General features: G+C 41.0%; 21 protein-coding genes. 12 read left to right on the plus strand and 9 right to left on the minus strand.

The window, feature by feature from the left end; translation table 11 throughout:
- Window positions 1-79: 79 nt before the first annotated feature.
- Entirely contained in the window at window positions 80-541 is a 462-nt protein-coding gene (locus NMK36_RS19300) for a DoxX family protein (RefSeq protein WP_072719822.1), read from the minus strand.
- A 417-nt stretch (window positions 542-958) separates the two neighbouring features.
- Here NMK36_RS19300 and NMK36_RS19305 point away from each other — a divergent pair, with 417 nt between their 5' ends.
- Window positions 959-2,800, plus strand: a complete 1,842-nt coding sequence (locus tag NMK36_RS19305; protein ID WP_254174421.1) for a general stress protein — start codon at window positions 959-961, stop codon at window positions 2,798-2,800.
- A 119-nt stretch (window positions 2,801-2,919) separates the two neighbouring features.
- Window positions 2,920-3,477 (plus strand): BON domain-containing protein, encoded by a 558-nt coding sequence (locus tag NMK36_RS19310; protein WP_072719824.1) that lies wholly within the window; start codon window positions 2,920-2,922, stop codon window positions 3,475-3,477.
- A gap of 321 nt (window positions 3,478-3,798) precedes the next feature.
- On the opposite strand, the gene dnaN is transcribed toward NMK36_RS19310, so the two are convergent.
- Window positions 3,799-4,977, minus strand: coding sequence for a DNA polymerase III subunit beta (gene dnaN, locus NMK36_RS19315; protein WP_072720084.1), 1,179 nt, complete (start codon window positions 4,975-4,977; stop codon window positions 3,799-3,801).
- 382 nt (window positions 4,978-5,359) lie between these two features.
- Entirely contained in the window at window positions 5,360-6,733 is a 1,374-nt protein-coding gene (dnaA, locus tag NMK36_RS19320) for a chromosomal replication initiator protein DnaA (RefSeq protein WP_072719825.1), read from the minus strand.
- Between the two features lie 233 nt (window positions 6,734-6,966).
- On the opposite strand from dnaA, the gene NMK36_RS19325 reads away from it, so the two are divergent.
- From NMK36_RS19325 to NMK36_RS19345, 5 genes are all read left to right on the plus strand, one after another.
- Entirely contained in the window at window positions 6,967-8,256 is a 1,290-nt protein-coding gene (locus NMK36_RS19325) for an HhoA/HhoB/HtrA family serine endopeptidase (protein WP_072719826.1), read from the plus strand.
- Window positions 8,257-8,381: 125 nt separating this feature from the next.
- Window positions 8,382-8,918: a peptide deformylase gene (def, locus tag NMK36_RS19330; protein WP_072719827.1), complete on the plus strand. Its 537-nt coding sequence runs from the start codon at window positions 8,382-8,384 to the stop codon at window positions 8,916-8,918.
- 58 nt (window positions 8,919-8,976) lie between these two features.
- Window positions 8,977-9,546, plus strand: a complete 570-nt coding sequence (locus NMK36_RS19335; RefSeq protein ID WP_072719828.1) for a TerD family protein — start codon at window positions 8,977-8,979, stop codon at window positions 9,544-9,546.
- Window positions 9,547-9,634: 88 nt separating this feature from the next.
- Window positions 9,635-10,204 (plus strand): TerD family protein, encoded by a 570-nt coding sequence (locus tag NMK36_RS19340; protein WP_254174422.1) that lies wholly within the window; start codon window positions 9,635-9,637, stop codon window positions 10,202-10,204.
- 18 nt (window positions 10,205-10,222) lie between these two features.
- Window positions 10,223-10,819 (plus strand): TerD family protein, encoded by a 597-nt coding sequence (locus NMK36_RS19345; RefSeq protein WP_072719830.1) that lies wholly within the window; start codon window positions 10,223-10,225, stop codon window positions 10,817-10,819.
- Window positions 10,820-10,986: 167 nt separating this feature from the next.
- Here NMK36_RS19345 and NMK36_RS19350 read toward each other — a convergent pair whose 3' ends face one another.
- Window positions 10,987-11,745 (minus strand): phycobilisome rod-core linker polypeptide, encoded by a 759-nt coding sequence (locus NMK36_RS19350; protein WP_072719831.1) that lies wholly within the window; start codon window positions 11,743-11,745, stop codon window positions 10,987-10,989.
- A 657-nt stretch (window positions 11,746-12,402) separates the two neighbouring features.
- On the opposite strand from NMK36_RS19350, the gene NMK36_RS19355 reads away from it, so the two are divergent.
- Entirely contained in the window at window positions 12,403-13,134 is a 732-nt protein-coding gene (locus NMK36_RS19355; protein WP_245824280.1) for a DUF3120 domain-containing protein, read from the plus strand.
- A 117-nt stretch (window positions 13,135-13,251) separates the two neighbouring features.
- A complete protein-coding gene (locus NMK36_RS19360; RefSeq protein WP_072720085.1) occupies window positions 13,252-14,229 on the plus strand; it encodes an adenylate/guanylate cyclase domain-containing protein in 978 nt (325 codons plus the stop codon).
- Window positions 14,230-14,231: 2 nt separating this feature from the next.
- Here the strand turns inward: NMK36_RS19360 and rppA are convergent, their stop codons facing one another.
- Both rppA and NMK36_RS19370 read right to left on the minus strand, forming a co-directional pair.
- The gene (gene rppA / locus NMK36_RS19365; RefSeq protein ID WP_254174423.1) at window positions 14,232-14,915 is read right to left on the minus strand and encodes a two-component system response regulator RppA; all 684 of its coding nucleotides are present in this window, start codon (window positions 14,913-14,915) and stop codon (window positions 14,232-14,234) included.
- A 177-nt stretch (window positions 14,916-15,092) separates the two neighbouring features.
- Complete coding sequence (locus NMK36_RS19370) at window positions 15,093-15,734, minus strand: glutathione S-transferase family protein (protein ID WP_072719834.1); 642 nt, start codon at window positions 15,732-15,734, stop codon at window positions 15,093-15,095.
- 105 nt (window positions 15,735-15,839) lie between these two features.
- Here NMK36_RS19370 and hisG point away from each other — a divergent pair, with 105 nt between their 5' ends.
- A complete protein-coding gene (hisG, locus tag NMK36_RS19375; RefSeq protein ID WP_254174424.1) occupies window positions 15,840-16,484 on the plus strand; it encodes an ATP phosphoribosyltransferase in 645 nt (214 codons plus the stop codon).
- A 16-nt stretch (window positions 16,485-16,500) separates the two neighbouring features.
- Here hisG and NMK36_RS19380 read toward each other — a convergent pair whose 3' ends face one another.
- The 3 genes from NMK36_RS19380 to NMK36_RS19390 form a co-directional block, all read right to left on the minus strand.
- Window positions 16,501-18,249: a two-component system response regulator gene (locus NMK36_RS19380; RefSeq protein ID WP_254174425.1), complete on the minus strand. Its 1,749-nt coding sequence runs from the start codon at window positions 18,247-18,249 to the stop codon at window positions 16,501-16,503.
- A gap of 460 nt (window positions 18,250-18,709) precedes the next feature.
- Window positions 18,710-19,882, minus strand: coding sequence for a methyltransferase domain-containing protein (locus tag NMK36_RS19385; protein WP_254175204.1), 1,173 nt, complete (start codon window positions 19,880-19,882; stop codon window positions 18,710-18,712).
- Between the two features lie 157 nt (window positions 19,883-20,039).
- Window positions 20,040-21,002, minus strand: coding sequence for a glycosyltransferase family 9 protein (locus NMK36_RS19390; RefSeq protein WP_254174426.1), 963 nt, complete (start codon window positions 21,000-21,002; stop codon window positions 20,040-20,042).
- A 79-nt stretch (window positions 21,003-21,081) separates the two neighbouring features.
- On the opposite strand from NMK36_RS19390, the gene ispD reads away from it, so the two are divergent.
- On the plus strand, window positions 21,082-21,768 hold the full coding sequence (gene ispD, locus NMK36_RS19395; protein ID WP_254174427.1) for a 2-C-methyl-D-erythritol 4-phosphate cytidylyltransferase: 687 nt from the start codon (window positions 21,082-21,084) through the stop codon (window positions 21,766-21,768).
- Window positions 21,769-22,087: 319 nt separating this feature from the next.
- Window positions 22,088-22,621: a hypothetical protein gene (locus NMK36_RS19400; RefSeq protein WP_254174428.1), complete on the plus strand. Its 534-nt coding sequence runs from the start codon at window positions 22,088-22,090 to the stop codon at window positions 22,619-22,621.
- The last annotated feature ends 178 nt before the right edge of the window (window positions 22,622-22,799 follow it).

Raw genomic sequence — 22,799 nt, forward strand, 5'->3', positions numbered from 1 at the left:
GCATTAAAGGTGTTTGACAATTCTAAATCTAAAACCCTTTCAATGCTTACTGTTCCCTGTTCCCTGTTCCCTGTTCCCTCTAATGATTGAGTTGAGATTCAATGGTAGCCATAACATCGGGGGTTCCGGGTTGTTCTTCGGGATGGCGGGTATACCACCAAGCCCAAGCTATCAAAACCGCTTGGAACGGCAATCTCACCCAATATAATAGAGGATGATGGGGGATTCCGTCTATGGGAATACTATGAAGGGCTTGATTAATATTAGCGGGAAAAACGGCAATAAATAAGGCAATGATTCCCCAAGCCGCAGCTACACTAATGACCGGAATTAATAATCCAATTCCTCCGAGAATTTCAAAGAAACCACTGATATAAACTAACCCGACCGGATAGGGTAATTCAGGGGGAACAATTCGAGCATATTGTTCAGGACGAATAAAATGAGTGATCCCAACAATAATCAGCGAAATTGCTAGAACAACACGAAGAATTTCCTTGCGTCGATGGGATGAAGAAAACGAATCGGTTTTAGCAGCCATAATCCACAAGATTAAACTTCAGCTTAGTTTATAACCCTTTCTCCGAATCGACTTCTATCCAGAGTCTAAAGATTAGATTGATGAGAGAGATAAAATTGCATTCCCTATACTCATGCCGGAATCCCCCTAAGTGTAAAATCCCATTCCCGACTCGCTCAAAAGTTGCTTCAAAAGGCAGAGGACGAAGATTCCTAATGTCGTTAAGCTAAAAGGTATTGGAGTTAAAAACTCATGAGTGAAAACCTGTAAAACTCAGATCCTTTTATGAGGAGATGAGAACACTTAAAAGCAAGTTGGTAGTCTGGAGCGGTGCGACAGAATTTGTCGTTTGATTTTAGCAATAAAACTCAAAAACTTAAACCGATCTGGGAAAACAAACCAACATAAATAATTAAAATATTTTCAAGGAAGAACATTATGGCAATTAGTCATTCTCATCCTGTTACGGGTCACAACCGACGTGCTGTCGGTGTGTTTCCTAACCGTCACGCCGCCGAACAAGCCCTTTATGCCCTCAGAGATTCCGGTTTTCCCATGGATCGGGTTTCTGTGATTACCAGAGATGACATTCGGGAGTCGGAAATTGCAGGAGCCGATGTTCAGGATTCTGTTTCTGAAAGTCGCGCAGCCCAACACGTCGATAACAAAGCCGAAGAAGGCGCGGCGGTTGGAATCACCACAGGGGGCGTTTTAGGCGGACTAACCGGATTATTAGTGGGTTTAGGCACTCTCGCCATCCCTGGAATTGGCCCCGTTATGTTAGCGGGAGCCGCTGCAACAGCACTCGCCACAACCTTAGCGGGGACAGCGATTGGTGCGGCGACTGGAGGTTTATTGGGAGCACTGATTGGCTTAGGAATTCCCGAAGAAGATGCCAAAATCTATAACGATCGCATCGGTCGCGGTGAATATCTGATTATTATCGATGGCAATGAAGCCGATATTGCTCACGCTCATCAAATCTTAAATCGCCATCACATTGAAGAATATAAGGTTTATGATGCTCCCGGTGTTGCTTCCGCTACCCCGGCTCACCTCAACCAAGATATTACTCCCCATCATCATCATGAGCATTCCGTTGCTGTAAGCCGGAATAAACACGCCGTCGGTGTTTTCTCCAACCCTCGTGATGCTGAACACGCCATTACGGACTTAAGAACTGCTGGTTTTCCCTTAAGCCGAATTAGTATCGTCTCGAATCAGCCAAGACGGAATTCCTTCACAGATGTTGACATTCGCGATCGCTTTGACGCGGTGAGATATGGTATCCCCGTTGAACGGGCCAGAGTCTATAATGATCGCTTGGATCGCGGTGAGTATATTGTGATTGTCAGTGGCACAGAAGAGGAAGTGCGCCAGGCTGAAGCTATTTTACGCCGTCACAAAATTGAACAGTGGCAGATTTATGATCCAACAGTGATTTCCTCAACAACGACCGTAGAACACAGCCGTCCAGTGGAAATGTCCGCACCCTTGGAAAGCTCAAGACCGTTAGAACACACTCACCCTGATATTGCTAAAGTTGCACCTGTTTCTGGCCCAGCCGCTTATCCGGTGACACCTGTAACAACATCTACAACAACACCCATCACCGAGAGCCGCCACCATCCCTATAAACGAGCAATTGGCGTGTTCCATCATCGTCATGATGCTGAAATGGCACTTACCGATTTAAGAGATTCAGGTTTCCCCATGGGACGTGTTTCCGTCATTGCTAAGGATATCGACGGTCATCATCCCCTCACCAGTGCAGGTCAACAAAATTTGGGCGTTGATCTCAATCCTCGAACTCACGGGAATAAAGCCGACGAAGGAGCAAAAGCCGGAGCAGCAACGGGAGCCGCCCTCGGCGGTTTAGGGGGTTTATTGGTGGGACTGGGAACCTTAGCCATCCCTGGTGTTGGCCCTGTGATTGCTGGTGGAGCCGCAGCCACAGCCCTTGCAACCGCCTTATCCGGTGGAGCCATCGGTGCAGTTGCGGGAGGGGCAACGGGGGGATTAGTCGGTTTGGGTATCCCTGAAAATCGCGCTCACGTTTATAACGATCACCTCAACCGAGGAGATTATGTGATTATGGTCGATGGCTTTGAAGAAGAACTGCGACGAGCCGAACCCATTTTCAAACGTCATAGTATTCATGAATGGGAAATTTATAATGCTGCTGATGTCGATGTTAGTGCTTATACCAACCCTAATCCGTATACTCCTCGTCCGACTTCTAAATCCGTTGAACGCGATCGCACGAATTCTACCTGGTAACACTCTTTAATTCAAGAATTAGGAACGACAAAAATTTAAGGCTTCGTTCCTAATTCCTCAACTCTCATTTGTTTTTCAGTTCAACACAATTTTTATATATTTACTTCGGAGTTTCAATCATGAAAAAATTAACCTCTTTACTCATGGGTAGTTTCTTATTACTCGGTGCTGTCGCCTGTAATGATGTTGCCAAAACCAGCACAGGTGCCCCCGATGCGCCGAACCAAACGGCAGAAGCTCCCAAACCTGAACAAGCCAAAGAAATTCAGAAAGATGCCCAAAGTGAACTGCGAAGACGTCAGCTTAATGAAGATATTCGCGCTCGTGAACAACGCAATAATATCACCGGGGGTGATGCAATTCGAGCCGATGGTGATTTAGAAAGTGAAGTTCGCTCGAAATTAGAAGCGAATTTACCCGCCAGTCAACTCACGGTTGCCGCTAAAGATGGAGTGGTAACAGTGGCTGGAACAGTCCCAACTCAACCCCAATATGAACGTATTGATCCCTTAGCCAAGGAAATTAAAGGGGTGCGACAAGTGGTCGTTAATGTTGCGGTTGTCCCGGCTAAAGAGGGACAAGAAGCTCAATCTCAAACCGAAGATAACAATGCTCAACCTGTGATCAATAATAACAATTCGGAACAACCTGAAACGGAGCCTAACACTCAACAGTAATAACTACGAGGACAAAGGTGGGGGGTGTAGGGGAAAGGGAAAGAAAAGCTGGAACCATCCTCCTCTACTCACCCCCCTGACTCGCTATAGAAACTTGGTAAAATTGAGGAATCATTTTGACTTGATGGGGCTTTTCACGCATACTACCCCATCTTTATTTTACCGTAATTTGGCTCTATTCCCTCTAGCTAAACGAAGGTTTTTGACGGGGTTGTCACCCCGTCAGTTGACGGATTTTGGGCGCGCCTCGCTCCTATGGGAAGTTACCTTTTAACGGCTTAATTCTTGTTTCCGCAAGATACAGAAACCGATTTCTTGAGATTAATTCCTTAATTGTACAGGCATGACTAAATACGTCATTTTAATCCCACCCAAAGGATTAACAATAACAGGGCTAGTTGCCGCATTTAACTGGAGAGAAACTTCCGAAGCATTAAATACTTTTAAACCCTCTAATAAGTATTTAACATTAAAGGCTAACTCCTTCGGTTCATCCCCAGAAATTTGAGCCGGAAGAGATTCTAACGCATTCCCCACATCGGCGGCTTCTACAGATAAAGCAATTTGTTGATTAACATGATCAACAGTACATTTAACAATATCATTTTTTTGGGAAGCTAAAACTGCAATTCGTTCTAAAGCTCCCACAAAACCCCGTCGATCCAAATTAATTTGATTTAAAAATTGCTTGGGAATTAAAGTTTGATAAGCTGGATAGGCTCCTTCTAATTTGCGAGTATTTAATCGTTGTTCTCCCAGTTCAAAAATAACTTGACTTTCATCAAAACGCAAGGTAATTACCACTGGAGAATCGTTTTTAGACGCGCCATGGCTCGTCTCTACACTTCGCATTGCCACCATCCGTTCCACTTCCCTTAAAGCCCGTGCAGGAACAGTCACTTCAAATTCTTCTAACTCTTCATCGGGATCGGTTTCACTTAAATTTTCTGTTTGCACAACAGCTAACCGATGACCATCCGTTGAAGCAAATTCTATCGTATTATTTTCAACCTTTAAATGTACCCCCGTTAAAACTTGTTTCGTTTCATCAGGACTGGTGGCAAATAACGTTCCTTTTAATCCAGAAATTAAAGATTCTGCTGCTAAATGAATCGAATCTCCGGCCTTAATAGACGGTAATTCTGGATATTCTTCCGCCGCCATTCCTCGAACTTGATACCTTCCTGAACTTGAAGTTAAAGTTACAATTGCATCTCCCATTTCATCATCTAGGGTAATTTCTCCCCCTGGTAAACGGGAAACAATATCATTAAATAATTTAGCCGGGACAGTTAAAGTTCCTCCCTCCTCAACGGTCGCCTGCATACTGGCGCGAATCCCTAAACTTAAATCAAAGGCTGTTAAATTGACTCGTTGATTTTCTTCATCTACATCAATTAAAATATTAGATAAAATGGGATGATTGGGACGAGAAGGAATTGCCCTAGAAACCCAAGATAAATTAGAACTTAATTTGTCCTGCTCAACAATAAATTTCATAATGACCTTAAGACTCATCAGTGTTCCCATAGGAACTCTCTCCAACGGTTTCTGATGTTGACGAGAGAACCAAACCTTTGATTATACCTTACCCAACTTCGATTTGAGCCCAATAAAATAAGCATAATTTTCCTAGCTCATCCCCCTGGAGAGTCGAAAATTGGATGGGATATGCAAGGGTTTTCAGGGGATGACCTGTGGAAAACCTGTGGAAAACTTGTGAAAAACAGCAACACTTCAACCGGGTAATTCCCTGATATCATAAGGATCTTATCTGTTTTCGGCGTTATCCACAACGTTTTCCACAAACCCCAATAAAGGTGTCGAGTTTCTATTCTTTCTTCTCCTGTTCCCTGTTCCCTGTTCCCTGTTCCCTCTGATTCTAATGAGAACGACTGGTAAAGTTAATTTGATCGCTGAGTTGTCTTAAGGTTTGGGCTAAATCAGAATTTTGGTGGCGTAACTGGGAAATTTTTTCACAACTATACATGACGGTGGTGTGATCTTTTCCCCCAAATAATTCTCCAATTTTGGGTAAGCTTAAACCCGTATGTTGTCGCATCAAATACATCGCCACTTGACGCGCTAAACTAATTTCTCGTCGTCGAGAATTGCCTTTTAAATCTTCAATAGAAACCTTATAAATTTCTGCGACAATTTGCATCACTGCTTCGGGGGAAGATTCCTCTAATTTTTCCGTTGCGGTTAAAACCGGGGCAATATTATCTACGGTCATGGCTAAACCCGAAATTGATAAATAGGCGATCGCACGAATTAAAGCTCCTTCTAATTCCCGAATATTAGACCGATAATTAGACGCGATATATTCAATCACTTCACGCGGTAACTGCACATTTTCATATTCCGCTTTTTTCTGTAAAATTGCCATCCGCGTTTCCAAATCAGGCAGTTGAATATCCGCTACTAATCCCATCGAAAATCGAGAACATAAACGTTCCTGTAATCGGGGAATTTGATGGGGAGGACGATCAGAAGCTAATACCACTTGTTTTCCCGCTTCATGCAACGTATTAAAGGTATGAAAAAATTCCTCTTGTGTATATTCTTTCCCTTCAATAAATTGAATATCATCCACTAATAAAACATCGGCTTCTCGATAATGTTCTCGAAAACTCTGCATACTATCTCGACGAATCGCCGTAATTAAATCATTGGTAAACTTTTCCGTTGAAACATAAAACACTTTAGAATAAGGTGCAATTTCTAAACGATAATGACCAATGGCTTGCATTAAGTGGGTTTTTCCCAAGCCTACACCCCCACACAAAAACAATGGGTTAAACTCCCGACCTGGAGACTCCGCTACCGCTAAAGAAGCCGCATGAGCCAAACGACTATTCCCCCCGACCACAAATCGAGAAAACACATATTTGGGGTTTAAATTAATCGGTTTGGGGGGTAAATCGTGAGGGTTTTCCGTTCCCAAGGGAGCGACGGGAGACGGCCAAATAAAATGAGATAAGCTAGAATCCGAGGCAGATTCGTTAATCTGGGTTGTAATATAAATTTCTACCGGATAACCCAAAATTTCCTGGACTGTATCAGCGATCAACTCTCGGTAATACTTCTGGAGCCAATTACAAGAAAACGGGTTTGGCGTGCGAATGATTAAACAATTGTTGTCTAGTTGTTGTGCCCAAGCGGTTTTAATCCAGGTATCAAAGGTTGGACGTCCCAATTGTACCTGGAGACGTTCAAGAACTTGATTCCAGAGATGATCGATGGGGAGTTCCATAGCTAGACCCACGAGTTCACATTACAGGATAACAGTTTCTATCAGATCCCTGAGACAGGAGCAACGGAAATTTAAAATTTTTCAACTTCTGCAAACCCTGGAAAATAAAAGCGATAATAATAAAGGAATGATCCAATTAAAGTCAACATTAATCAATGGGAGGCTCAGAAAAACCCTGAACTCTAGGAAATAGTTCAAAACTACTGATATTATAAACATCTTAAAATCCGTTGATGAAGAGTACATCTGACAAACAAAATCGCCAAAACCCCCTCCGTACTGTTTTCTTATTACTGATCGGAGGCGGGGTTGCTTTACTCGGTGATCGCTGGTTAGCCACCCGCAACGCTTCAATGGTTCCATCGTCAACCCCTCAACCCCTGGCTCAAGTTTCCCCTTCTGCTTCTGCTAATGCCAATAATAATGGAAGCTCTCCCCCCAACCCGACGGCTTGGTTAGGTCAAAAAGCGAATTTAGCAGCCACGTTAAAGCCTGTAGAGTCTAACTTTATTGTTAATGCTGTTAACGAAGTTGGGCCGGCTGTGGTTCGGATCAATGCCTCTCGTCAAGTGGCTCGTCGAGGATTTGACCAGTTTGGGGACGGCTTTCCAGAGGAATTTTTTGGGGCTGAATCTCCTAAACGCCGTTCTAATGGCCCTGTTGAACAAGGGACGGGTTCAGGGTTTATTCTCTCCTCTAATGGCATCATTATGACCAACTCTCACGTTGTTGAGGGAACTGAGCGGGTACAAGTTGTTTTAAAAGATGGTCGTCGGTTTGATGGAAAAGTTTTAGGATCAGATTCAGTCACTGATGTTGCTGTAATTAAAATTAATGCGGATAATCTGCCAAGTGTGAAAATTGGCAATTCTGAGACTTTATCTCCGGGAGAATGGGCGATCGCCATTGGCAATCCTTTAGGATTAGATAACTCCGTTACGGTGGGAATTATTAGTGCCACAGGACGCTCTAGTAGTGATGTCGGGGTTCCTGATAAACGCATTGGCTTTATTCAAACCGATGCGGCCATTAACCCTGGCAATTCTGGGGGGCCTCTTCTGAATGCTAGAGGAGAAGTCATTGGAATGAATACCGCTATTATTAGTGGCGCTCAAGGGTTAGGATTTGCCATTCCGATTAATAAAGCTCAACAAATTGCCCAACAATTAGCAACAACGGGAACTGCTGAACACGCCTATTTAGGCATTGAAATGGTAACACTCAGCCCCGAATTGCGTCAAGAATTAAGAGAAACTCCTGATTTAGAGTTTCAAATTGCTCAAGACAATGGCGTTTTAATTGTTAATGTTATTCCGGGTTCCCCTGCAATGAAAGCTGGATTAAAACCGGGGGATATTATTGTAAAAATTGATGATAAACCCATTACAAAATCGGATGCCGTTCAAGAATTAGTCCAAAATCAAAATGTAGGAACTCCGATGAAAGTAGAGTTAAACCGTAAAGGACAACCCTTAACTTTAGAAGTCAAAACGGGGAATATGCCTGAGCAAATTCAAGGGTAATTAGTTGTCAGTTATCAGTTATCAGTTATCAGTTATCAGTTATCAGTTATCGGTTATCGGTTATCAGTTATCAGTTATCGGTTCATAAATTAGTTAATAGTTGGTAACAGTTAACTTTTAATCAAATGAGTGAAATTTTAGCGATTTCTGAATTAGGGAACACTGTTTTGCGAGGTTATACTCATCCTATTGAAAATATTGGGGAGGAGAAAATTCAAACTTTAATTGATAATTTAATTGCAACGGCGTCTCAAGCCAATGGGGTGGGAATTGCCGCGCCTCAAGTGGGAATGAGCGATCGCTTATTTATTATGGCTTCTCGCCCTACATTGCGTTATCCTAACGCACCCGTAATGGAACCCACTGCGATTATTAATCCTAAAATTCTTAACCATTCTAACGAAACCATTAAAGGTTGGGAAGGCTGTTTAAGTGTTCCGGGAATTCGAGGGTTAGTTCCCCGTTATCAAAGGATTGAAGTTGAATATACCAGCCGTGAGGGGAAACTCTGTCATCAGGAATTAACGGATTTTGTAGCTCGAATTTTTCAGCATGAACTCGATCATCTCGATGGAATTGTATTTTTAGATCGGGTGGAAAGTACCCAGGATCTAGTTACAGAAGCTGAGTATCAAAAACGTCTTGTTAATTCGGCGGAATAGCTCCCTAATTAAGTGTAGAGTATTAGTAATTTTATTTGAGGAAAATGGATTTAAAGCCATGACGATTAATTTAACTAAAGGGGAACGCATTAGTCTTTCTAAAGAAGCACCCGGTTTAAAAAAAGCAGGACTTGGATTAGGATGGGATATTAATGCTTCTGATACGGGAGCCGCTTTTGATTTGGATGTGTCGGTCTTTATGCTCGGAAGTAATGGCAAAATTCCGAATGAACAATATTTCGTATTTTACAATAACTTAAAATCCCCTGATGGTTCTGTAGAATCCCTGGGAGATGACCGCACTGGAGAAGGTGGCGGGGATGATGAAACCATTCTGGTTGAGTTAAATACGGTTGATCCGAATATACAAGAAATTGTCTTTGTCGCCACCATTTATGAAGCAGAAGCAAGACGGCAAAATTTTGGACAAGTCCGTAATTCTTATATCCGAATTTATAACAATGAAACCGACTCAGAAATCACTCGCTATGACTTAGAAGAGGATTTTTCCAGAGAAACCTCCATTGAAATGGGTCGCCTCTATCGAAAAGACGGTGAATGGCGATTTCAAGCTGTTGGACAAGGTTATAATTCCGGTTTAGAAGGTTTTGTTCAACAATATACCTAAGATGTTTGGCTGTTGACGGTTGATGATTAAGGGTTAACCGTCAGCCGATAATACTAATAGAATTTACAATTTTAGGAGTTGATTAATCATGTCGATTAATATTAGAAAAGGGGAAAGAATTAGTTTATCAAAAGAAGCCCCTGGCTTAAAACGAGCATCCATTGGTTTAGGATGGGATGTGAATGCTAGTGATACAGGAACAGCTTTTGATTTAGATGCTTCTGTTTTTATGTTAGCAGAAGATGGTAAAATTCCAATCGATGAATATTTCGTATTTTATAATAACTTAATTTCTCCTGATCAATCTGTGAAACATTTAGGAGATAGTCGCACGGGAGCAGGAAGCGGGGATGATGAAACCATCGTTGTAGATTTAACTAAAATCAATTCTTCTATTCAAGAATTAATTTTTGTTGTTACTATCCACGATGCAGATAAACGGCGACAAAACTTCGGACAGGTGAGAAATTCTTATATTAGAATTTACGATGATGACACTCAAACCGAAGTCACAAAATATGATTTAGAAGAAGATTTCTCACGGGAAACTGCTGTTGAATTTGGGAGATTATATCTCAAAAATGGTGAATGGCGATTTCAAGCCGTTGGACAAGGTTATAATTCTGGGTTACAAAGTTTTGTAGATAAATACGTTTAATTTATTAGGACTTTAATTATGGCTATTAATTTAAAAAAAGGTCAAAGCATCATTCTTGATAAAAACGAATATGATTTATCAAGGGTCGTGATGGGATTAGGATGGGATGTGGCAAAAAAAGGGTTATTTGCAGGATTATTAGGGGGAAATGCAGACTTTGATTTAGATGGATTTGCCTTGTTATTAAATGCTCAAGGAAAACTAAAAAATCAACAAGAAGATGTGATTTATTTTGGGCATTTAGCCACAAAAAATAATACCGTGATTCATTCAGGAGATAACCTCACTGGAAAAGGTTCAGGAGATGATGAACGAATTATTATTGAACTTAAAACCCTTCCAGCAGCTTATCAACGGATTATTTTAGGGGTGAATATTTACCATGCAGAAGACCGTAAACAGCACTTTGGAATGGTTAATAATGCTTTTGTTCGGTCAATAGATGCCACCGGGAAAGAAATTGCGCGTTATAGTCTTTCTGGTGAAACGACTTACTCCGGGCAAATTTCTATGTTACTCGGAGAACTATCGCAACAAAACGGACAGTGGAAATTCCAAGCGTTAGGAACACCTTTAAACTTAACGTTAAACGGTGTTGTGCGTTCGTTTATGTAGAGTTAATTTGATCCTAAACAGGTAGGGGCGGATGATTCGGCTATTGATTGATGGGTGTTTTCACCAATCTTTATCCGAATCCACCACCCCTAGAACTGCAAATCGGTTTTAAACGCTATTTTAATAACGTTTCTGTTGAAAATTAGCTGGCTTTGCCCTCGCCGAGATTAGCGTTTGCGGGGAACCATCGTTTCAATATTGATATCGCCCAATGCAACACGAGTCACGGGAGTGATGGTCGGAGTAACAGCCCGTGCTGCATCCAGGAAGTTCCGGGGATCGCCAGCTTTGGCTTGTTTTTCTTGAGGAATAAAGCGACGAACTTCGTTTTGCCAAACGATTTGAGGGAAACCTAGCTGGTTACGGTGGTACTCGTTATAGCGAGGTGTTCTGAGATTAAAAGGAACTTCCCCTGTATTGCGCTGAAGCAGAACCCGACGGCGTTGGTAAGGAACCGTATCATACCCGAAGTTATCCAGGTATTCATCGCTATCGAGTAACTCATCAATAAAGCCTTTGGGGCCTTTGTTTGCAACCACAATAGACCATGCGATCTTTTCACGTTCGCTATAAACATCCCGTCCTAAAATGCGTTGAACACACATCTCGACAAAACGGTAGTTGCTATTGGTTTGGTAGTTGCGACGCAGGAAGGGATCGGAAATTGCTAAACCCCGAATGAAATCCCGTACATTAATTTGACCAAACTTAAGCTGAGACTCTAAGTTAGTTTGACGGTTGCTTTTCAGGATTTGATGTTCGCTGTAAATTTGGCGATAAGCAGCCCAAATGATGTTATCCCACTCAGAACCAGAGGGCATATTTTCAGCCGTAAAAATTCTGGGTTGTTCATCACCGGCTACTTCAAAGCCAGCAACGCGAACATTGCGGCTGGTCGGGCCATAGCTTAATAAAGGAAGCGCCACCTTAATATCTCCTTAATCTCGAACTCAACGTCGTTTGTTATCTTGTGTTGACATCCTCCACTGCCTAACGGCAAGTAGATTCCTACCAGGCAAAGCCTTTCGGTGGGTTGACGTATCAAGAATTGCCTAAAAAATAGGTCTTACACTCTCTCCACGTCCGTTTTAAGTCTCCGAATGCCCTCCGGCGACCCCCTAAAACAATCTTGGGTTCTTAATTCTGCCTCAAGTTGGGATTTTAGACCCTTAACTTTTGGCTTTCCCGTACTCCTTAAGTCCACAGTCGATGCTGCTTTCAAAGTCGGGTGGGTCTGTGACCATCTAAATCTTAATACGAAGCCATCCTAGAAGGACGGAGTGTTAAACCCAAATTTTCGGTTATTTTAACCAGGATCGCTCAGAGCTTTAGAGCAACATGGTTGGCTATCCTACAGATTAAGGGATTAAGGCAACTCCATCTCAACTTTCAGGAATCAACGCAATAATATGTAACATTTTTTGACAAGGAAACAGGGGGACAGGATCAGCATCTCCCACTTTTCCTCCCAACTCCCACACTCTACCCTGGATTTCTATGCTAAAGTCAAGATTAAATCCCCTAGGGGGGGATAAAAAATATGATATATTAAATTATGATAATTTACTTCATAAATCTTAAAGATCTTGTTCAACATTCTAGTAGGTTTTATTTTGACTACCACTCAACCGATTCAGTCCACCTCTCGATTGATGCAAACGGTTCTGGCCAAAGTTAAAGAATCTCAGATTTGGCTGGTGTTTTTAGCATCGGTGTTTCTCGTCTGTGTTCCTGTCTTTTTCCAAGCTCCCCTGGTGCGACAATGGCCAGAACTCACCTTAGTTCTGACCTTGGGATGGCTCGGAATCAGTTGGACATTACTTAAGCAACCGACGACTTGGGTTTGGGGAGACTTATTATTAGGATTTAGTTGGAGTTGGCTAACCGGGGCTATCTATTGGGGATGGTTACGGTGGGAACCTTTGTTACATTTACCGGTAGAAGCTTTAGGGGTTCCCTTTGCAGTTTGGTGTTTATATCGAGGTTGGGGTAAAGTTGGCAACTGGTTTTATCTAGGTTCTTTATTTGGAACAGCCGTGACCGATGGGTATTTTTATATCACGGGATTAATTCCAAGTTGGCGGCAACTGATGCACGTTGAACCCGCCTTAGCGTTACCCATTTTTCAAAATGCCCTCCAAATTGTCAGTACCCCTTGGGGAATTAGTTGGGCCGTCGGATTTGCTTTATTTTTATTTGGGGTTGGGGTTTTTCCATTACAATCTAAAGAACAGCATTGGTGGGCATTTGGGGGAGCGGTATTGAGTACAATTTTAGTAGATAGTTTATTTTTGATTGCAGCTTGTCTAGCTTAAACAGAACTTAAAAGAGGGTGCGGAGAAAAAAATGTTTATGATCATAGGCGTGGCTTTTTAACCGTTTTAGCGTTTAAAAAGTCATAACTTTAATCTTCCAATGTCCCCTACCCATTGATTGTGACCTTACAACCCACTCCCCACTTAGTCTTACATACCGAAGGTGGTAATCACTATTTGCCACTGATGGGTAAAAATTACTGGACATTGGGTCGCAGTGAAGATAATACCTTTGTCATTAAAGACCGATGGATTTCTCGGAATCATGCGATGTTACAACGCATGGAAAATGGTGAGTTTTTTTTAATCGATTTAGGAAGTCGAAATGGTTCCTTTGTCAATGGTCGTCGAGTTAGTATTCCCGTCACGCTTCATAATGGTGACCATATTGTTTTTGGACAAACGGAGTTAGAATTTTATTGTCCTGATGTTACCCAGGAAACTGACCCTTCAGAACCGGAATCTGAAGATTTTACCGCTACATTAACCGTGCGTCGCTTGATATCGGTGATGGTGATGGATATTCGAGATTTTACTGTATTAACTCGACAATTAGATGAACGGATTTTATCAGAAGTGATTGGGCGTTGGTTTCGTCACGCCGGACAAATTCTTCGAGAAAATGGCAGTTGGGTCGATAAATATATTGGGGATGCCATTATGGCGGTTTGGTTTCATGGAACCCAAGGGGTAACGCCCCAAGAAATCCTAAAAATTGTCACAGCATTAAGTGAGTTACACAAAATTACGCTGGAATTAAGTCATCTTTATCCCCTGCCTTTTCCGTTACGAGTGGGGGCTGGAATTAATACCGGATATGCAATGGTGGGAAATACCGGAAGTGGCGGAAGTGCGGACTATACAGCCTTGGGAGATACGGTTAATGCGGCGTTTCGTTTGGAGTCAGCCACGAAAGAAATTGGCAGTGATATTGCTTTAGGAGAAACAACTTATCAATATCTAGCCCAAGCTTGTCCTCAACAAGGTTTTAAACAACATACTGTTCATCTTAAAGGTTATGATACCCCGACTATTACTTATGGGGGAACATTTGCCAATTTAGATGAAGTTTTAGAACTCAAATCAGGAGGATAAATTTATTCTCCAAAGCGATATCCTTTGCCATAAACGGTATGAATTAAAGGCGTTTCTCCCGTAATTTCAATTTTTCGTCTTAATAAACGAATTTGTGCTGCCAAGACATTGCTGCTGGGCTGTTCACCCTCTCCCCAGAGATGTTGATGGATTTGATGATGGGTTAATAACTGCCCTGGATAACGCATCAAATAAGCTAACAGTTGGCTTTCTTTTTCCGATAAATCAATGATGCGTCCTCCCCGATAGGCGAGTTGATTTTCGGCATCTAATTCTAAATCTGCCACTTGCAAACGGTTAGAATTGGTAACGGGGGATTCGGTGACTAGATGGCGACGCAATAAAGCCCGAACTCTCGCTAATAATTCTCGCAGTTCAAAGGGTTTCATTAAATAGTCATCCGCCCCAGCATCTAACCCTTGAACCCGATCATCGAGGGTATCTTTTGCGGTTAAAAATAAAATCGGTGTTCGATTCGATTGTGATCGCAATTCTTGACAAATTTCTAACCCCGATTTTTGGGGTAACATCCAATCTAAAATTAACAAATCATATGGATTTTGACGAGCCAACTCACAACCTAAATGTCCATCTGTTGCAAGATCAACCGTATATCCTTCGCGGCTCAATACCCGACTCAAAGGTTCCGTTAATTCAACTTCATCATCAACTAATAAAATTCGCATCAGTCATAGGGAACAGGGAACAGGGAACAGGGAACAGGGAACAGTTTTACGAGAAACTAACAAAGCCAACAGTTAAAACTCAACCGTTAACCGTTAACCGTTAACCGTTAACCGATAACTGATAACTGTTAACTGATAACTGTTAACTGATAACTGTTAACTGATAACTGTTAACTGTTAAAAATACATCATTTCAGGTTCTAAACAAGCTGCATCAATCCATTGCTGCATGGCTGGAAGCGACCAAATGGTTTTAACATAGTCCTGTTCAATTAATCCTAACTTGACATCATAGCTAATAAATCGAGAAACAACGGGGGCAAACATGGCATCAGCAATGGTAAATTTTCCGAATAAAAATTCACCCTTAGACCCATACTGTTGACGGCATTCTCGCCAAATTGCAGTAATTCGATCAATATCTCCTTGTACCCCTGGTTTCATTCCTTCTCTGGGGTAGCGAGTACGACAATTCATCGGCATTTGTTGCCGTAAATTCATAAATCCGGCGTGCATTTCATGACTCACAGAACGAGCAAAAGCCCTAGCGTCTCGGTCTTGAGGCCATAAATCTCGAATAAAATTTTCAGCAATATATTCACAAATCGCCAAGGATTCCCAAACCGTTAAATCTCCATCTAATAGCACCGGAACTTTTCCCGATGGAGAATAGCGCCTGATTTCCTTGTGGGTGTTGGGAGTACCCAAATCAATCATAATTTCAGCAAAATCAAGTCCTACTTGTTTTAAAAGTAACCAAGGACGTAACGACCAAGACGAATAATTTTTGTTACCGATCACCAGAGTTAACTGTCCCATAATCTGGTAAATAAAAGTTGGGGTAATAATTGCAGTTTCATCGGATAGCGATTCGCTGCTGTGTCACTGTCTCTATAAATCCCAAATCCCTCATTTCTCATCTTTATGATCACCGTAGCACTGCCTAAAGGCGCTTTATTAAAAGACAGTATCCGGCTTCTGCAAGCCGTTGGACTTGATTTTAGTGCTTTTTTAGATCCGAGCAATCGACAACTTCAGATTCATGATCCCACCCAAACCGCTAAGGGTTTGTTAGTGCGGGCACAAGATGTCCCTGTTTATGTGGAATATGGCCAAGCGCAGTTGGGGATTGTGGGTTATGATGTCCTACGGGAGAAAAAGCCTCAAGTCGCTTCTCTGGTTGATCTCAAATTTGGCAAATGCCGGATGTCGGTGGCTGTTAAACAATCAAGTCCCTATCAGCGTCCAGTAGAATTGCCACCCCATAGTCGGGTTGCGTCTAAATTTGTCCACTGTGCCAGCGAGTATTTTGAGAGTTTAGATTTACCAGTTGAAATTATACCGCTATATGGTTCCGTTGAATTAGGGCCAATTACGGGAATGTCTGAAGCAATTGTTGATTTAGTTTCTACAGGTAAAACTTTACAACAAAATGGATTAACAGAAATAGAGGTTTTATTTGAAAGTACAGCTTACTTAATTGCTCATCCATTAAGTTATCGTTTAAATACAGGCGGACTGAAGGATTTAATTAGTCAAATTCGAGAAGAATTAACGGTTAAATTGTAAACCTGAACTTAATGATTTAACATTCCAAAGGAGATAAAGGTTTAGTCGGGATTTCTGCGGCATTAGCCTTGACAAGTTGCTCAAAAATCCGAGGTTCTACCGGGCGACTAAACCAATATCCTTGTAAACAATCACATTCATGATCTCGGAGAAATTGTTGTTCAGCTTCCGTTTCTACGCCTTCAGCAACCACTCTCATATTTAAACTATGAGCCATGACAATCGTTGCTTTTACAATTGCTGCATTTTTAATATGGCGGTTCACATCTTGGACAAAACAGCGATCTAATTTCAGGGTGTCAAACGGGAATTTTTGTAAATAACTTAAAGAGGAATATCCTGTTCCAAAATCATCTAAAGAAAGTCCGATTCCTAAATTCTTCAGTTCATGGAGAATGGCAACGGAACGTTCAGGATTTTTAACTAAAACACTTTCAGTTAATTCCAATTCTAAATATTTGGGATCTAAACCCGTTTGTTTTAAGACTTGCATCACATACCGTCCTAAGTTGCGCTGATGAAATTTAACCCCCGAAACATTGACAGCAACAGAGAGTTCAAATCCTTGATTTTGCCATTGTTTCACTTGTTGACAAACTTGACGAATCATCCATTCATCAATTTCCACAATTAAATCATTTTCTTCAGCAATACTTAAACATTCCAGTGGCGGAACAAGCCCTCGTTGCGGATGTTGCCACCTAAATAGTGCTTCAGCCCCAATAATTTTTCCGGTTTTCAAGTCGAGTTGAGGTTGATAATGAATAATAAATTCTTCGTTGTCTAACGCATGATGCAGATCAATTTCTAAGCGAAACCGATCTTGAATTTTTGTCCAAATTTCATTAGTATATAGAAAATAAGAATGAGTTCCCTGCTGTTGAGCTTGACGCAAGGCAATATTGGCTTTAATTAGTAAGTTATCAAAATTATCATCATGTTGGGGATATAAAGAAACCCCTAAACAGCATCCTAATAATAATTTATAGTCGGAAATTTTGATCGGTTTTGATAAACAGTTTAAAAGTTTTAAAGCAATTTCTTCGATTTCTTCAGAGTGGGAAATGGGCGGTAAAATTAAGGCAATTTTTTCATCTTTAAATTTAACAACAAATCCGGCTCTTTTGAGTTCTTCATGAATCCGATTAATTACCGCCTGAACTAGAATATCTCCATAATCTGCTCCTAAATAATCTTGAAACCGTTCTAGGCGATCTAAACTTAAAATAAATACCGGAACCGATAGATCCGGTGAATCAATTCCTTTAATAATTTGTTTGAATTTACTTTGTAAACTTAACTGAGCCGTTAAATTAATCTGAGATTCATCTTCCCGATTTGCGGTTAATTGAATTAACCCTTGAGACTCAGATAATGACAGGGGGAGATTAACTCGTTCCTGTTTATTAAACTGCGCTTGAATGGCGGCTAATAGTTCCGATTTACTATAAGGTTTGGTGAGATAGTCATCAGCCCCCAATTCCATTACCCGTCGTAAATTGCTCCGTTCATGTTGGGCGGTTAAACAAATGAAGGGAATGGAAAGGGTGTCCGGGTTACTGCGTAAGTATTCTAGCACGCCATAGCCATCCATTTCAGGCATGATTAAATCACATAAAACTAAATCAGGTTGTTGGCTGTGTAGAAGTTGTAAACCCACTTGTCCATTATCGGCTTCGAGGAGTTGAAACCCTTCCGCATGGAGAATTTTTAGTAAACTCCGACGGAGCAGAACATCGTCTTCAATGACTAGAATTTTTTTCATGGCTGTTACTTGACCTCAAATCGGATTTAGAGTTCCTATAGACTATAAATCTTTTGGTTATTGATTGTCTCTGATTTCAATAGCGAGGGTTTCGTGAAAAAAGATAAAAGATATTATATGACTTAAGATATATCATTCATGATTCAACCGTCGTGATAGAAAAAAAATAATCCTGTGAGATGTTACACAAAAAAATGTGATCTACATCGCTAAAATACGAGCATAACCTTCAAAATACCCGTACTTATACGGTTGTAAGCTTCCAGACAAAACTGTTATTTGTAACCCAATGACTATTGGATAACCATCATCTGTAACACCTTAAGCTAACCGAACTGAACCAAGCATTTGATAGAAAATCGGTGATCCCAAATCTGTTTTCTTATAGACTATTGATAATAATTCCCTAAAATGCTTATAGATTCCTACGCGGAGAAGAATGACATCCGATCTCTCCAATTTAACAACAACTTGAACTCTCAGGAGAACAGCAGGAATTATCAGAATTTGTAATGGTAACGTGATAATTTTTGCCTTTGGTTTCTTCCGGTTTGCGAATCACATTGCGTCTACAATCAAACTCTGGGGCTGATTCTAAAGGAATCGTTTCATGGGGTAAAATTCCTAAAATATCTTGACAATAGGGGCTGTTTATGTTAGTATAAATGTGGTAGGTTTTATCACAAACTGCCATCCGTTCACCGCGATATAAAATATGTCCGTCATCGTCCATGACTTGTTTCCAAGGGCCTTTATAAATTACCGCTTGATTAACATCTAAACAGGGGCCGTCTTTACCTTTAAACGCACAAACCGTTAAAGAACGAAATTCAATGCCATCAATCACTTGCCAAGGTTCTTCCTGTCGAGCTAATATTTTAATTCCATAAAATCCCGCTTGTTCAAAGCGTTGTAAAAATTCATTTTCGCGAAAGGCTCCCGCAATACAGCCACTCCATAGATCGGGATCATTTAAAATATCAGGAGTTGGATCTTGATCACAAACAATATCCGAAATAACCGCCCGACCCCCTCGTTTTAACACCCGATAAATTTCTTGAAACAGTTGATCTTTATCTTGGGGACGGACTAAGTTTAAAACGCAATTGGAAATCACCACATCAACGCTATTATCTGCAATTAAAGGATTTTGTTGACGCAGGCGATCGCATTCTAACTCAAATTCTGTAATTTGTTCGATAGACTGAATGGGATGATTGGTTAACCACTGTTGAACTTGATCTAAATCTAAGGCTAAATCCTGAATTTTTGCTTTAACAAAGCTAGTATTTCCATAACCTAATTTTTCGGCAACTTCTGCTTGATAGCTGCGAGATAAAGCCAACATGGTATCATTAAAATCGACCCCAATCACTCGACCCGTCGCCCCAACTTTTTGAGCGATCATATAACAATTTTTTCCCGCCCCCGAACCTAAATCTACAACAATTTCTCCGGGGTTAACATAACGAGTCGGATCACCACAACCATAATCTTTTTCAATAATTTCTTGAGGAACAATATCTAAATATTGATTTTCTTGATATTCCACCGGACAACACAGAGAGGGCTGTACCGTTGTTGCTCCAGCTTTATAACGTTCAATAACCGTTTCTTCAATATTGTAATTCATAAAATCCGCAATAGGTAACAATAAACTATAACTAAAAACTGACAACTGACAAGGTACAGACGCGCCATGGCACGTCTCTACTGATAACTGGTACAGACGCGCCATGGCACGTCTCTACTGATAACTGATAACTGATAACTGATAACTGATAACTGAATTAACCGCCCCAGATTTTTTGAATGACTTCATCGGGAGAGATATCAGACATTTTCCCAGTCGGAGATTTAATCCCAATCACGCGATCGCTTTTCGGTAATAATTTAGCAGGTTCAGTGGGGCCAAATAATGCAATTGTATAAGTACCCACCGCAACAGCCAAGTGCATCGGAGCACTATCGGTACACAACATTAAATTCGCCGAAGCGATCATTGCCGCTAATTTGCCAATATCATCCGGTTGGGTGACTTTAACTTGAGGACAAGATTGGACAATTTCGCGCACTAACGCGGCATCTTCTGGCCCTTGAACAATAACAACAGGAAGGTTAGGTTGTCGTTGTTGAATATCTTGAATAATTTTTTGCCAACTCGCAACGGGGTAAATTTTATCAATGCCTTTTTGTTGTGCTAACTGACTAGACCCCCCATGAATCAAAATATAACCACTTTCAGTAACCCCCAGACGTTTTTGTTCAGCATCTCCCCAGTCAATATCTAGTTTAGGAACATTAATGGATAATCCAGAGAAGGGGGTGGTAATTTGTAACCCTTTAAGCAGGTCATAATACATCTCGGCGGCGTATTGTTCGGGTTTCAGGGAGACTGGGTTGCTAATAAACATCCCTTCACCGCCACCCGCGTATCCAACGCGAATGGGGATACCCGTTAACCATAATAACAATCCCACCGTCCAACTTTGACCCAAGGATAAGACCACTTCATACTCTCGGTCACGGACAATACCCAGAAAATTTCCCCAGTCGGCTAAACTGTTACGTTCCTTGAAATCATAGGTTAAAACTTCCGAAACCGACTTACAAACTCGATAAGCTCCCTTGGCCCTGGGTTCTACCATAACAGAAATTTGGGCTTCAGGATAAGCTTGCTTAAGGCCATCAAGCGTCGGAAAAAACAAGATTTGATCGCCTATTCCACCTGGGACAAGGGCTAGTATTCTCATTAGTAAAGAGTTAATCTACAAGATCAGCTTAATTCTAATATGAACACAGGATTGTCAATCTTACCTCTAAATTTTCACAATGCACTTATTAATTCCAGCAGCAGGGATGGGACGACGAATGGGAAGCGAACGCAACAAATTGCTTTTGACGTTATTGGATAAACCGTTATTGACGTGGACACTCTTATCGGCGGAAGCAGCAACCTGCATTGACTGGATCGGGATCATGGGTCAACCTGTGGATTTCCCTGAGTTTAAGGATATTTTAGCCACTGTTAACTTAAGTAAACCTGTGGAGTTAATTCAAGGGGGAGATACCCGTCAAGAGTCGGTTTATAATGGCTTACAAGCCTTACCCAGCGATGCAGAACAGGTCTTAATTCATGATGGGGCTCGATGTTTAGCCACACCACAGCTATTTGAGCGCTGTGCACAAGCATTACAGGAGTATCAGGGGTTAATTGCTGCTATTCCGGTCAAAGACACGATTAAGGTGGTGGATGAGGATGGATTAATTTTAGATACCCCTGAGCGTAAACAGTTATGGGCGGCACAAACTCCCCAAGGCTTTAATGTGAAACTCTTAAAAGACTGTCATGAGCAAGGGCGTCAACAACGTTGGGAAGTGACCGATGATGCGGCATTATTTGAAAAATGTGGGTTATCGGTTCATATTGTGATGGGAGAAGAAACCAATTTAAAAGTTACTACTCCTGTTGATTTAAGTGTGGCTGAATTTATTTTAAAAGCCAGACACAATCCGTAGGGGTGGGGTTATCCCCATCGGTGTCAACTTTAAGGCTAAAAGTAGGCTGAAAAACCAAAAGTTCGTTGATTTTTTTAAGCGTCAATGATCCCCCCTAACCCCCCTTGAAAAGGGGGGAACAGGAGATCAAAGTCCCCCTTCTTAAGGGGGATTTAGGGGGATCTAATCTTAACTATAATCAGAGGTTTTCGGCTTAAGTTGACACTGATGGGTTATCCCGCCCATCATCGGGTTATTCTACCCATCACCAGGTTATCCCGCCCATCATCAGTTATCAGTAGACAATAGAAAAAGATCAACCATCAACTTTAATTAATCTATGACTAACAAAACAGCACCTAAAAAAACTCGGAAATCAGCCTTAATTGATGAGTTTATTAGTTTATCAATTGTTAATTTGTATTTAGCTTTATCCTTTAGTGTTTTAATCACGTTGAATTCTCTGGCGTTATTAAAACATGGGATTGACGCTTTTAACTATGGGGTTGCGATTATTGGAGCTTTAATTATCGGAAAAGTGATTGTTTTATCTGAAAAACTGCCCCTGGTAGAACGCTATGGAGATAAACCTCTGATTATTTCAGTGGGTTATAAGTCAATTTTATTTACAATTATTGTTGTAATTTTTAATATTGCAGAACATTTTATTATCGGTTTGTTTCAAAAAGAATCTATCGCTGAAAATTTAATAGGATTGAAAGATCATTTTTTTCAAATCGATATAATTTATCAAATTTTCTGCTTGTTTCTGGTTTTTATTCCTTTTTTTATAACACGAGAATTAGATGAAATTTTAGGGAAAGGTAAATTATTTAATTTATTTTTTAAAAGCCGAACTTTAAACCTGAATTAAAAAATAACTCCGTATTTTTACGGATTTATACTGTATCTAAATTCAGTAAAAATACAATGGAAATCAAAAAAAAATCATGCCATTATAGAAGAGTCTTCTTTCTTCTGATCCTTCGGTGTTCAATAGCCTTTTTACAACTCCCCCTTCTAAAAGATACAATGAATTCATATCTCTAACT

It is taken from the genome of Planktothrix pseudagardhii (assembly GCF_904830925.1).
Classification (GTDB): Bacteria; Cyanobacteriota; Cyanobacteriia; order Cyanobacteriales; family Microcoleaceae; genus Planktothrix; species Planktothrix tepida.

Bases quoted from the DNA above. Each gene is read 5' to 3' on its own strand.
- NMK36_RS19300 (WP_072719822.1), bottom strand. From the start codon at position 541: ATGGCTGCTAAAACCGATTCGTTTTCTTCATCCCATCGACGCAAGGAA.
- NMK36_RS19305 (WP_254174421.1), top strand. From the start codon at position 959: ATGGCAATTAGTCATTCTCATCCTGTTACGGGTCACAACCGACGTGCT.
- NMK36_RS19310 (WP_072719824.1), top strand. From the start codon at position 2,920: ATGAAAAAATTAACCTCTTTACTCATGGGTAGTTTCTTATTACTCGGT.
- dnaN (WP_072720084.1), bottom strand. From the start codon at position 4,977: ATGAAATTTATTGTTGAGCAGGACAAATTAAGTTCTAATTTATCTTGG.
- dnaA (WP_072719825.1), bottom strand. From the start codon at position 6,733: ATGGAACTCCCCATCGATCATCTCTGGAATCAAGTTCTTGAACGTCTC.
- NMK36_RS19325 (WP_072719826.1), top strand. From the start codon at position 6,967: ATGAAGAGTACATCTGACAAACAAAATCGCCAAAACCCCCTCCGTACT.
- def (WP_072719827.1), top strand. From the start codon at position 8,382: ATGAGTGAAATTTTAGCGATTTCTGAATTAGGGAACACTGTTTTGCGA.
- NMK36_RS19335 (WP_072719828.1), top strand. From the start codon at position 8,977: ATGACGATTAATTTAACTAAAGGGGAACGCATTAGTCTTTCTAAAGAA.
- NMK36_RS19340 (WP_254174422.1), top strand. From the start codon at position 9,635: ATGTCGATTAATATTAGAAAAGGGGAAAGAATTAGTTTATCAAAAGAA.
- NMK36_RS19345 (WP_072719830.1), top strand. From the start codon at position 10,223: ATGGCTATTAATTTAAAAAAAGGTCAAAGCATCATTCTTGATAAAAAC.
- rppA (WP_254174423.1), bottom strand. From the start codon at position 14,915: ATGCGAATTTTATTAGTTGATGATGAAGTTGAATTAACGGAACCTTTG.
- NMK36_RS19370 (WP_072719834.1), bottom strand. From the start codon at position 15,734: ATGGGACAGTTAACTCTGGTGATCGGTAACAAAAATTATTCGTCTTGG.
- hisG (WP_254174424.1), top strand. From the start codon at position 15,840: ATGATCACCGTAGCACTGCCTAAAGGCGCTTTATTAAAAGACAGTATC.
- NMK36_RS19380 (WP_254174425.1), bottom strand. From the start codon at position 18,249: ATGAAAAAAATTCTAGTCATTGAAGACGATGTTCTGCTCCGTCGGAGT.
- NMK36_RS19385 (WP_254175204.1), bottom strand. From the start codon at position 19,882: ATGAATTACAATATTGAAGAAACGGTTATTGAACGTTATAAAGCTGGA.
- NMK36_RS19390 (WP_254174426.1), bottom strand. From the start codon at position 21,002: ATGAGAATACTAGCCCTTGTCCCAGGTGGAATAGGCGATCAAATCTTG.
- ispD (WP_254174427.1), top strand. From the start codon at position 21,082: ATGCACTTATTAATTCCAGCAGCAGGGATGGGACGACGAATGGGAAGC.
- NMK36_RS19400 (WP_254174428.1), top strand. From the start codon at position 22,088: ATGACTAACAAAACAGCACCTAAAAAAACTCGGAAATCAGCCTTAATT.